This is a genomic window from Pseudomonas helleri (assembly GCF_045830615.1).
Lineage (GTDB): Bacteria > Pseudomonadota > Gammaproteobacteria > Pseudomonadales > Pseudomonadaceae > Aquipseudomonas > Aquipseudomonas helleri.
In genome coordinates this window covers 1275955-1287838 of sequence record NZ_CP174501.1, presented here as the reverse complement: position 1 = coordinate 1287838, position 11884 = coordinate 1275955, and the positions used below count along the sequence as shown (strand labels likewise).

Annotated in this window: 6 protein-coding genes; 2 read left to right on the top strand and 4 right to left on the bottom strand. The window is 57.4% G+C overall.

Annotated elements, in window-relative coordinates; genetic code table 11:
* Positions 1 to 7: 7 nt before the first annotated feature.
* A complete protein-coding gene (locus tag ACJJU9_RS05925; protein WP_048369696.1) occupies positions 8 to 502 on the top strand; it encodes a SprT family zinc-dependent metalloprotease in 495 nt (164 codons plus the stop codon).
* Between the two features lie 48 nt (positions 503 to 550).
* On the opposite strand, the gene ACJJU9_RS05920 is transcribed toward ACJJU9_RS05925, so the two are convergent.
* The 3 genes from ACJJU9_RS05920 to ACJJU9_RS05910 all read right to left on the bottom strand — a co-directional run bounded on the left by ACJJU9_RS05920 (position 551) and on the right by ACJJU9_RS05910 (position 4243).
* Positions 551 to 1888: a dicarboxylate/amino acid:cation symporter gene (locus ACJJU9_RS05920; RefSeq protein ID WP_048386849.1), complete on the bottom strand. Its 1338-nt coding sequence runs from the start codon at positions 1886 to 1888 to the stop codon at positions 551 to 553.
* Between the two features lie 334 nt (positions 1889 to 2222).
* Positions 2223 to 3569 (bottom strand): ATP-binding protein, encoded by a 1347-nt coding sequence (locus ACJJU9_RS05915; protein WP_048386747.1) that lies wholly within the window; start codon positions 3567 to 3569, stop codon positions 2223 to 2225.
* Positions 3566 to 4243 (bottom strand): response regulator, encoded by a 678-nt coding sequence (locus ACJJU9_RS05910; RefSeq protein WP_048369693.1) that lies wholly within the window; start codon positions 4241 to 4243, stop codon positions 3566 to 3568. The genes ACJJU9_RS05915 and ACJJU9_RS05910 overlap by 4 nt, the downstream gene beginning before the upstream one ends.
* A 146-nt stretch (positions 4244 to 4389) precedes the next feature.
* On the opposite strand from ACJJU9_RS05910, the gene ACJJU9_RS05905 reads away from it, so the two are divergent.
* A complete protein-coding gene (locus ACJJU9_RS05905) occupies positions 4390 to 5127 on the top strand; it encodes a 4'-phosphopantetheinyl transferase (RefSeq protein WP_407730242.1) in 738 nt (245 codons plus the stop codon).
* On the opposite strand, the gene ACJJU9_RS05900 is transcribed toward ACJJU9_RS05905, so the two are convergent.
* Positions 5128 to 11787, bottom strand: coding sequence for an NEL-type E3 ubiquitin ligase domain-containing protein (locus ACJJU9_RS05900; protein WP_407730241.1), 6660 nt, complete (start codon positions 11785 to 11787; stop codon positions 5128 to 5130).
* Positions 11788 to 11884: the final 97 nt, after the last annotated feature.

Genomic DNA, 11884 nt, shown 5'->3' with positions numbered 1-11884 from the left:
GAACCGCATGCCCGAGTTACTCAACACCCGTGTCGAAGACTGTTTCAAACAGGCCGAAGTGTTTTTTAAGCGTCCTTTCAAGCGCCCTGTAGTCAGCTTTAAGTTGCGCGGTCAAAAGGCCGGAGTTGCCCACCTGCACGAGAACCTGCTGCGCTTCAATCCGCAGTTGTACCGCGAAAACAGCGAAGACTTTCTCAAGCAAACCGTGCCCCACGAAGTGGCGCACCTGATTGCCCACCAATTGTTTGGCGACCGTATCGCGCCCCATGGCGAGGAATGGCAGTTGATCATGCGCGGAGTTTACGAGTTGCCGCCTAACCGCTGCCACACCTACGCGATCAAGCGACGTACAGCAACGCGCTACATCTACCGCTGCCCATGCCCCGACAGCGATTTCCCCTTCAGCGCCCAGCGTCATAACCTGGTCAAGCAAGGCCGGCGCTACCTGTGCCGCCGCTGCCGCCAGACGCTGGTGTTCAGTGGCGAGGCCCGGGTCGAATAACGCCCATAAAAAAACCCATCCGAAGATGGGTTTTTCAGGCGCTTAACGTTACTTCATGACTTGCGACGGCATCTGGCCTTCAGCAACCAGTTGATCGTCTTCTGGCAGGGTGTTGTCCAGCGGGCTGCCGCCCGACGCCAGCTCGCGCTGCATCACGTCGACGTCCAGCTCTTTAACCCACTTGGCAACCACCAGAGTCGCTACTGCGTTACCGATCAGGTTGGTCAGGGCGCGGGCTTCGGACATGAAGCGGTCGATACCCAGAATCAGCGCCAGGCCAGCCACCGGCAAGTGGCCTACAGCCGACAAGGTCGCCGCCAGTACGATAAAGCCGCTACCGGTGACACCCGCCGCCCCTTTGGACGACAGCAACAGCACGAGCAACAGAGTGATCTGGTGGGTGATGTCCATGTGGGTGTCAGTGGCCTGAGCAATAAACACGGCCGCCATGGTCAGGTAGATCGAGGTACCGTCGAGGTTGAACGAGTAACCGGTCGGGATCACCAGACCCACTACCGACTTCTTCGCACCCAGACGCTCCATTTTCACCAGCATGCGTGGCAGTGCCGATTCCGACGAAGACGTACCCAGTACGATCAGCAGTTCTTCACGGATGTAGCGGATCAGCTTGACGACGCTGAAGCCGTGAGCGCGGGCGATGCTGCCCAGCACCAGCAGTACGAACAGTACGCAGGTCACGTAGAAGCAGATCATCAGTTGACCCAGCTGAACCAGCGAGCCCACACCGTAAGCACCGATGGTGAACGCCATGGCGCCCAATGCACCCAGTGGCGCCAGCTTCATGATCATGTTGATGATGTTGAACATGACGTGAGCGAAGCGGTCGATGAAGTCCAGCACCGGCTTACCGTAGGCACCCAGGCGGTGCAGGGCAAAGCCGAACAGTACCGAGAACATCAGCACTTGCAGGATGTCGCCATTGGCAAACGCACCGACGATGGTCGACGGGATCACGTTGAGGATGAAGCCAACGATGCTTTGATCGGCGCCTGCTGTCACGTAAGCCGCGACTTTAGAGGCGTCCAGCGTGGACACGTCGATGTGCATGCCAACACCTGGCTGCACCACGTTAACCACCACCAGACCAATGATCAGGGCCAGGGTCGAGACAATTTCGAAGTACAGCAACGCATAACCACCGGTCTTGCCAACCGACTTCATGCTCTGCATGCCGGCGATACCGCTCACAACCGTACAGAAAATAATGGGTGCGATAACCATCTTGATCAGTTTGATAAAGCCATCGCCCAACGGTTTAAGCGCAACACCGGTTTCAGGGTAGTAATGGCCCAGCAAGATACCGATAGCAATCGCTGCGATTACTTGCACATACAGAGATTTGTACAGTGGCTGACGAGTCGTCATTGCAAAGTTCCTCAAGTGCATCACACCGTCGTCTTCCATCCGGGACGGCTGATACCTAAAGCGCGAACCCTCCTGTACTTGGAGGGATTTGTTGTTTCAAGCTGCTCTACCGGCAACTCTCGCAACACTCTTTGCAAGCCACGGGCCACTTTTCACAAAACCGCTGTAACGGCCCATAGCACCGGCATTTGTAGGAAAAGGGCGATGTGCTTTGCAGGACAATGCTTGGCGGATTTCCGCCCTTTGGCGGGTTTTCGGCAGGCGAAATGGCGGATACCCGCCTGATGAATTCGAAGCTACCCTGATCTTTTTGTGTAGGAGCTCCGGTCGAGGGTTATACCGTCGAGAAGCGAATCCGGAACGCAGCGCCACCCAGCGGTGAGTCGTCCAGGGTCAGTTGGGCGTCGTAGCTTTCGATGATGTCTTTAACCACCGCCAACCCGATGCCCTGCCCCGGATGCTGTCGGTCCAGCCGTTCGCCACGCTGCAAGATACGCGCGCGCTGGTCGGGGGGCACGCCCGGCCCGTCGTCCTCTACGCACACTTCAATGCCCAGGGCATTTCGATGCAGGCTGACACGCACTTGGCGCAGGCACAGCCGGTAGGCGTTTTCCAGCAGGTTGCCAAGCAACTCCAACAAGGCGTTCTGTTCGATCGGAACATGGCTGAGCGGGGCAATGTCGTAGCTGACCTTGACCTGCTTGTCGCGATAGACCTTGTCCAGCGTGTTGCACAGGCTTTCAACCACCGGCAGCAGTTCAACCTGGTGACGCACCAGACCACTTTTACGCAAGCTGGCCCGCTGCAATTGATAGCTGATTTGCTGGTTCATGCGTTCAATCTGGGTTTGCAGCACTTTGGCCTGTTCACGCTCGGTGGGGCGTTGCGCCATGCTTTCGCTCACGCCCTGCAACACCGCCAGCGGCGTTTTCAGGCTGTGGGCCAGGTCATCCAGAGAATCGCGGTAGCGCGAGCGCTGCTCACGCTCGCTTTGCAGCAAACGGTTCAGCGAGCCGGTTAAACGCAGCAATTCGCGAGGGTGCTGTTCGCTCAAGCTCTCGCGTTCGCCGGTTTCGATTTCATCCAGTTCCTGACTTAAGCGCCGCAATGCCTGTAACCCCCACGTCAGACCGATCCACAACAACGCCAGCAGGACAAATAGCGCCGCGCCAAACCCCAGATAAAGGTTTTCGCGCAGTCCGGCGAGTGTCAGGTTGTATTCACGCATGGGTTGCAACGCCACAAAACTGAACGCCGCCGTTCGTCCCCCCAGCGATTTCACCTCAACGTCGTAGACAAAAAATTCCTGACCGCTGTCTTCCCGGATGCTTGCAAACTCATTACCGCGCCCGTCGTAACGGGGCTTGTAATTGATGTTTTCTTCTTGCGTGGCCCGCGAACGCCACACCAGGCGACCGTCGCGGTCATAGATGTAGCCCAGCAAGCGGCTGTCCGGCAGGTTGAGTTCCTCATCCGGCAGCAAGGTCGGCATTTTGAGGTGGTTTTTCTCAACCTTCGCCGCCGAAATCAACGTCGTGACATCCGAGGCCAGGCGCTGCTCGATGGCATCTTTGAGGGCAAGGCTAAACGCGCCTTGCATGGCCGGCAGCAATGCGAGCATAAAAAGGACGGCCAACAAGGTGGCCGCCAGCATCAACCGAACGCGAAGTGAACGAATCAACGACAGCGCTCAGTAAACAGGTACCCCAAGCCGCGTACCGTGTCGATTGGCTTAAAGCCGCTTTCCCCCTCAAGCTTGCGACGCAGGCGCCCGACCAGCACCTCGATCACATTCGGATCACGTTCCTCGTCATCCGGGTACAGCTGTTCCATCAGTCGGTCCTTGGCCACCACTTGCTGATGATGGCGCATCAGGTATTCCAGAATCCGGTATTCGTAGGCGGTCAGAGGCAGAGGTTTGTCGTCCAGCACCGCTTGTTTGCGATTGATGTCGAGCACCAGCCCACCCGCGACGATGGTCGACTGGGTGAAACCGCTGGAACGACGCAACAGCGCATTGAGACGGGCTTCCAGCTCTTCGAACTGGAACGGCTTGACCACGTAATCGTCGGCACCGGCCGCCAGCCCTTCGACTTTGTCTTGCCAGTTACCCCGCGCGGTGAGGATCAGGATCGGGAAAGTCTTGCCCCGCGCCCGCAACTGACGAATCAATTCCAGCCCGCCCATGCCCGGCAAACCCAAATCAATCATCGCCAGATCGTGATTGAACTGCTCGGTCTGGTACAACGCCTCATCGGCATTGGCCACCGCCTCGACCACATGGCCGCTTTCAGTCAGACGGGTTTGCAAGTGATGGCGCAACAGCGCCTCATCTTCAACCACCAGCAATTTCATCGCGCTCTCCCAAGCCTGTCGCGTCACTAAGGACGTGAGTCCACCACCTATACATTTACCAGCCTAGCCTTTACAGAATAAGGCGTAGGCCCTGAACACACTCTGAACAATTGCACCGCCAGCACAAGGCCAGCAGAATGCACGCCATGAATAGATCTTCAGACTTGCCAGCCTGTTGCACGCCGCTTGGTTGCGACTGGCCCTTGCCCATTGCGCTGCCCGGTAGCGTATGGCGCAACACCGCGTTCGACCCGGCGCAACTGACCCCGGACGACTTTACCCGCAGCGGCCTGCACCTGCCTGCGAGTATTCAACGATCAGTGGCAAAACGCCAAGCCGAATTTCTGGCCGGCCGCCTGTGTGCCCGCGATGCGGTGCTGCACCTGGACGGCACCCGGGCAACACCGGCTATCGGTGAAGACCGCGCCCCCGTGTGGCCCCGGCACATCAGTGGCGCCATCACCCACAGCCAGGGCCGTGCGGCGGCACTGGTGGCGTTGAAAAGTGACTGGCTGGGGTTGGGCATCGACCTCGAAAACAGGCTCAGCCTTGATCGCGCTCAGCGTTTGGCCAAAGAAATTCTCACGCCGGATGAGCTGCAACGCATGGCCGCAGGCCCGGTTGAGGACCAGGCACTGGTCGTCACGCTGACGTTTTCGATCAAAGAAAGCCTGTTCAAGGCCTTGTACCCGCTGGTGCACAAGCGCTTTTACTTTGAGCACGCCGAAGTGCTGAGCTGGTCAAAAGACGGCCAAGTGCGCGTGCGCCTGCTCACGGACTTGTCTGAAGAGTGGCATCAAGGCAAAGAGCTTGAAGGGCAATTTGCCTTGATGGATGAGCAACTATTGAGCGCCGTCGCGATTAAAGCCAGCGCTGCACGGTGATCAGGTCGCTGCGTTGTAGACGTTTAGCGTCAGTTCCTCAACCAGCAGGTTCACCTGCTGATCTCTGGCCAGCGTCAGCTCCCCCCCCCTTTGCAACTGCGCCTCATCGGACAGACCGCTTTCTTCGGAAAGCTCGGTGTAGTCGCGCTGATAGTCGGCCTCTATGGTTGCAAAACGATCGGCATAGTTGTTCAGCAGAAAAGTTCGCCAAAATTTTTCATGCGTGATGGCGTGCATAAACGCCGGGCTGCCATCCAGCGCTAAAATACTCGCGCGTGCTGCTGCAATTTGCCCAGAGCTGACACCTGCAGTCGGCGCATACAGCATCGTCCTTGCTTGGGTCGGTAAATCAAGGGACTGCGCCAACTCAACACGGTAGAACAGGATCACTTCCGCGGCATCAGGATTGCCCCCCGCCGCCACCCGCCTGGCCACTTCGGCTTCTGACAGCAGGTCAACTTGCCTTAACCGGAACAAGCGCTTGGCCAGGTTGAACAACTCTGCTTCGCGCTGTGCATCGCCCGCACGGTTTAGCGCTTCATGAACCAGCACTTCAACTTCCATGTTTTCCAGAAGCACCATGGCCCCATCCCCACAGCTTCGCTCTTCACGAAAAATCCTGTTCAACAAGGTTTCGCGCAGCGCGGTATTGGCCAGCATTTGATCAATCAGTGTCCATACACGGTTTGTCAGATGCCCCCATACCTGCTCACTCATTTTGCGGCGGTCATGTGCGAACAACGCAAGGGTCTGGAAAAAGTCGTTGACGTTGTCTCCCGCGCCTTGCAGCAATTGCCATTGCTGCGTTCTGGCTGCCGCTTGAGCCGGGCTGGCGTCACTTGGCAACCACGGCGAAACATCATTCGCCGCCGTCTGTAATTGAGTGTTAAGGGAAAGCTGATTAAAGCTATGCGCAATCGTCGGCCCGTAGCCAAAATCACTGTGGCCCTGGGCCCAATAAGCAATAAGACGATCACGCGTTGGAGCATCCAGCGGATTCCCGGAAATGGAGGTTGCCCGGTTTGCCCCAACCGTCCATTGCGGCTCAAACACAGCGTCAGGGATGGTCGTCATTACATTGTCTCTCAGGTTCGCCCACTCGATATGAGGCAGCGCCCATAAACCATTGGGCCACTGGCTAATACCCGTATTGCTCAGGTCCAGACTGTGCAAATCAAGCATCTGACTGACGTCCGGGCTGATACCCAGAGGGTTGCCACTCAAGCTCAGTGCCCGCAGGTTCGAAAGACTCGCCAGTTGCTGCGCCGTTTCTGGCGTGAGGGTGATGCGGTTGTCTATCAGCTCAAGTGACACCAGCAGAGACATTTCAGCAATCGCGGCAGGCACATGCTCAATACGATTATTGGACATGTCCAACAGGCGTAACTGGGTAAAACTGGCGAGAAACTCATTCGAACCACTGCGCAAGTTCATCCCCTCCATCTGCAATGCGCCAACGTGGCTGAAATCTCCGCTTATCGCGGGAAGGTCGCCGATATCCAGGCCAGACAAATCGAGCTCAAAGCCTACGATGTCACCGGTATCCTCCATCACAGAGAGGTCACTTTCGCGGCGCCAGGCACTCTCGATCCTCGCCCTCGCCTGCGCTCGGTGGCCAGGAGCCGCTACCCCCATATGGCTCGTGCCGTAGGGATACAGCTGGATTTGTTCCCAGGCTCTCAGTTCGCCTTGCAATATTTGATATTGCCCACGCCTCAGGAACAGTGCTGCCTCACGTTCGGCTTGTGTTGTGCCTAACGTGTCGAGGAAGTCGATCGTCTCTCCATAATCCATGCTCGGGTACAGATCCCGCGCCTCGCGGATCAGCGACAAGGGATGAGTGGCGTTATCCAGCGTTACCGTTAACGGGTAAACCGTAAATTCACGATCAACATTCATCGGGGGTTTACGTGGCGGTGCGGGCGGCTCCAGACCTAACAGCGCACGTAGATTGGCCCGATGTGCGACAGCCAGCGCCTGAATCTTTTGGTTCAGGCTGTGCGTGTCACTGACATCCTTGACACCCATTGCTGCCCGCTCAGTGGGTTGCAGCGCATGCAGAATGGACGACAACAAATTATTGCCATTCACAGACTCCGGGTTAACCGGTTGGCCTTCGCGTGACCAGGCACGGTAACGGCCATCGCGCAGGACCAACACCCGCGTCGCCGGAGCATCTTCGGCGCCAATACGGTCAAGCACTTTGCCGGTGACACTGGCGTCACGCACTTCAATGCTCACGTCACCCGGCCACCCCGGTAGCGACTTCAACAGGTGCAGCGTGAGTTTTTCGCTGTCCGGCGTCGCCGTGGCGTTCAGGTACAAGCCCTCGTAGGCGCGGGCCAGCCTGACTTCTTTGGCCGTCCATTGCAGTTGCTCAGTGACACGTGGAGGCACCAGCCCTTTATCCAGGTAATGGATGCGCTCATGACGTGAGGCATGAAGGACCACGTGTTCGATAACGCTTTTGGGTAATTGCGGGTGCTGCTTTTGCACAAGCTGCACGTGCGGATCTGCACTGTGCTCCTGGTTCTCGTAGATCGATCTGAACAGGTTGGCTTCACGCTTTAACGCGTGGGCGGCGATTTTCTTTGCCAGGGCCAGCATCCGGTTCTCAATGATCGGGTTGTACTCGCCCAACAACGCACGGGTGTCGGCCTCATTCAGGTTCATCAGCAAGGTGCGCAGAAACCGCCCATTGCGCGAGGCTTCAATGGAAATGCGGATACGCGCCAAGGCGCTGTCCAGATCAGCACCGTACTCCTTCATGACCGCGCCTTGGGCATCGGTTATTTGCAGGACTTTGTTACGGGGCCAGCCCGGCAGGCTTTGAATCAGCAGCAGTTGAAAATCGCCGCTCGCCTTGGACAGCGTGTGATGGGCCTGCATGTTGTTAACAAAGTCATTGATGTCATCCTCAATCTTGAAACGCTTCCAGGTGTCCATAAGCAAAGGAGGCGGCGCGAGATTATTGATGTGCACCCGGCGCAATACCCCTTCATCCGTGTGGCTCACGGCCATGATCTGGCGCCCCACCTCATCGCTGAAGCTGGATCGCTGGGCACGCAAGCGACGCAATAACTTAAGCGCGTCCCACTGTTGCGGGCGCTCGGTTTGCTGACGCCAGGCGCCCTTGTAGTTGTGTTCCAGAATAGGAGTATTCACACCGGGTTTATCGGGATGCACCATGCGCCACTGGTGAATCACGCGGTCAAACTCAACCTGGTAAACCGCGCCGTGCAAGGCCACATAGGCCTTGTCCTGGACCTCATAGAGCCCCAACTCACCCGGGGATTGTTGAAACGCCAGCGGTATGTTGCGTTCATACTGGGCCGTGGTGGTGTCCCACAGGTTCACCTCACCATTGGCCTGACGATTGGCACGCATGGCATCACCCAAGGTCTGGCGCAGACCGTCGATGCTGGCGCCAGCCCCACCCAGTGTTTGACGCTCTTGATGGCTCAAAAACTGACTGAGCGCCAAGAAAAAACTGTCAGAGGTCTGGGAGTACGTTACCAACTCGCCAGTGTGCAAATCAGTGGCCTGATACACCCCATGCCCCTGGTGCGTCAGCACCACGGTGGTGTCATCTGGCCCAGTGGCAATAGGGGCTGGTAATTGTGGCGTGCGGGTTGCTTCCACAACCACCAACTGGCGACCCAGCTTGTCGTGCAATACGCCGCGGGCAAACTCACGCACCCACAAATCGCCATCAGAGTTAAAGGCACGACGGTGATAAATAGTGTCCAGCGCCAGATCGGTCCGCAGTTTTGTCTTTAAGCGCTCGGCGGCGTAGTCAAACGCCAAAGGCTGGGCATTATGCTCCAAGGCCCGCTTAACGGCGTAGGCATTGAACGGATGAGCCTCCAGCAACGTCTCCAGGCTCTCAATCGACAACGACGGGTTGAGCTCGTGTAACTTGGCCAACAACGCCGTGGTCGACTCCGACAGTGGGGGGCAGATCAACGGCAAATACTGTTTGGCCGGGTCTGAACTGGCCACAGGATCACTGCGCTTGTGCCCTTCCAGCACGGTGAGGGCTTGGAACAGCAAGGTTTTGTCGTCACGAGCCAGGTTAGCGATTTGCTCACGCACCGAGGCAATTCGCCCGGTTTTGCTGATATCGGGGTTGCCATTACGCCCAAGGGGGGACTCGGCCGACAGTTGTTCAAGAATCAAGCTGAACATCTGCTCCACTTGGGCGCTGCCCTGGGTGGCATCGTGCCTGGCGACATACGTGCCATGATCCAGACGCTTGAGTTCAACGTGACTCTGAAAGGTTCCGGCCTGCGGGTCCTGGCCATACGTCTCGACCAACTGGCCCTGCTGGTTGAACACATCGAGCACGGTATCGGCCGGCCAGTCAGGCAACTGGGTCAACAGGGCCAGCACGACGCTGTCCGCATTGGTCGGCATTTCCCCGCGCAACGGCAGCTCGTTGATGATCCTGTCGATCAACTGGTCCGCGTGCAAACGGCGAACGCCATCGGCCAAAGGGCCAGAGACCAGCTCGCCTTGCCAGACGTTGAGCAACTGCTCGCGGGGGGTGCCGGTAATGTCCAGCAGCCGCTCAATCTGCCCTTGAGCCGCGTCAGGCGTGTTACCGGGCAACATGCGCTGCAACAGCTGTGCGTCGCCCAGCGCTTGAACATCGTCCAGCGCCAGGTGCCACACCTGGTGCACGGGGTCGTATTTCACGGCAGGCGTGAAGTCTTGTGCGTTGTCTGCTTTCAACGCGTAATGATGGGCCTTCGGGTCGTAAGTGACTTCGACCGCCACCGTTTGGTCGCCCTCCTGCACCTTGGCGTAGACCTTGCCATCACGCTCATACAGCCCTTCGCTGTTGGGTGTCAGGTTATCGAGCGCGGCTAGGTGCGGGTAAGCCGTTAACTGCGGGCTCCACAGCTCGGCCGTACCGTCTGCACGGGTGACCTTGCGTGGCCGGCCAAGGGTATTCCAAAGCGTGCTCATGCGTTGGCGGTGGACCCGGCTGGCCACCCCGATCAAGCGGGCATTGATCAGCAGGTCTGCGGTATCGGCCATCGCACTGGCAAAGGTCGTGGACTCACCTTTAACGGCCTGGGTCACCCCCTGCACAACGCTGTAGGCCAGCGAGCCGAATACCGCGACCTGCATGATCTTGTTGAGCCCCTGCACACCCCCCGGCACAGGTGTGGTCAGCATACCGAGCACCTCATTGGCGATATCACTCAGCGCTTCTTTGAACGCTTGCCAGTCGTGTACAGATTTACGGGTGGCTAACTGGCTCAAGTTAGCGCGGTAGCGATGCAGGTGACGATGAGTAATGAAGGGCACAATGCCCGGCGAGTCGGACAGCCTCATTTCAACAAACAAGCGCAGGCTGTCCAGATCGGTCTCGGGGAAAACACGCGTGAAACTGTCATACAAAACACCCGCCAGCCATGTCAGCCCTTTGGGCTTGGCTTCTTTACTCAGCAACTTGCTGAAAAAACCCAAGTCTTTCAACGACAGCTGTTGGGTAAACCAGCCCAACTGACCTTTGCGATAGTCATATTTGATCTGATTAAGAAAGTGTGAAAACGCGTCGGGCACATCTTTGTGCCAACGCAGCGCGCCTCCCAGGCGCTGCGGGAAATAGCTGTAGACGCCCCACTCGCCTTCGAGCTTGATCATAAACAGCGGGGGGTCCATCTCGTCTTCCCTGCTACTGCTAAACGGCGGCAGAGGTATATCGACATCCTTTACATAATCGAAGCTGTCTTCATCGCCAAACAACAGAGACGTGTCAGCGCTTCGGGCTAACTGCAAAGGGTTGAGACTAAGTTCCTTCTTGGTCACGCTCATTGAAACAGGCCAGATGTGCGCTGGCGTTTCACCCTTAAACATCGAGACCAGCTTGTCATGCTCATCTTTAAACAGTTTTGACTGGCGCGGGGTTCGCAAAGCCTCCAGCAACTCGAACTCAAAACAGCTACGCACCACCTCCTCGGCGCGTTGGTGCAAAGACCCGCCAGGGCCGACAGCTGCATCCAGGGTGGCCTTCAACTGAGTGCCGAGGTCCAGCGTGCGCACAATGGCAATAAACGGCCCCGCCGGGTGCCCCTGCAAGTCACTGTTGTAGTCAATAAAGCTGGCTTGTTCATAGCTAAAAGGCTTGAGCAGTAACGAGTCGGTTCGGTAGCTGAAGTTCTCGCACGCGGCATCCCAGAGGGACACCGATTTGAGGTGCTCTTTAAATTTTGACTCATCCAGCGCGCGCGGCGTACGTGAAGGCATGGGCCTGAACGTGGGTGCCTGAGTGGCACTTTTATCGCCCCTCAGTCGCGCGAGATACTCAATAAAGTCCTCCTCCACCTCTTCACGGTAGCGCGTGTAAATTCGCGCCTTCTCGGGGTCGATATCCACCCCCAGAAGTGTTTTTAGCTCCCTTTTGAGCTGGGCCAGATGAGTGGTCTTGAACGTATCTTTTAGGCGCGTGAGTTCCTGATCCAGGTTCTTTAGCGACTGTTCGCAGCGCTTGAACAGTTCGGGGTAGCGCTTTTTCTGTTCGAGCGTCAGTGAAGCGAATTGCTCTTCATAAATGGCCGACACATAAGCAAGGGCTTCTTTCTGCGCCCACTGGGTACTGGACAAAAGCAACGGTGCGCGTTGGCGAACCGCGGGTGATCGACTGGTCATGGATATGACTCCGTTGGAGGAATGCGCCAACGTAGCAACCCCACCTTCGGGACATGCACTACATAGATAACGGCCCACGGCTGCGATCTTTTGAACC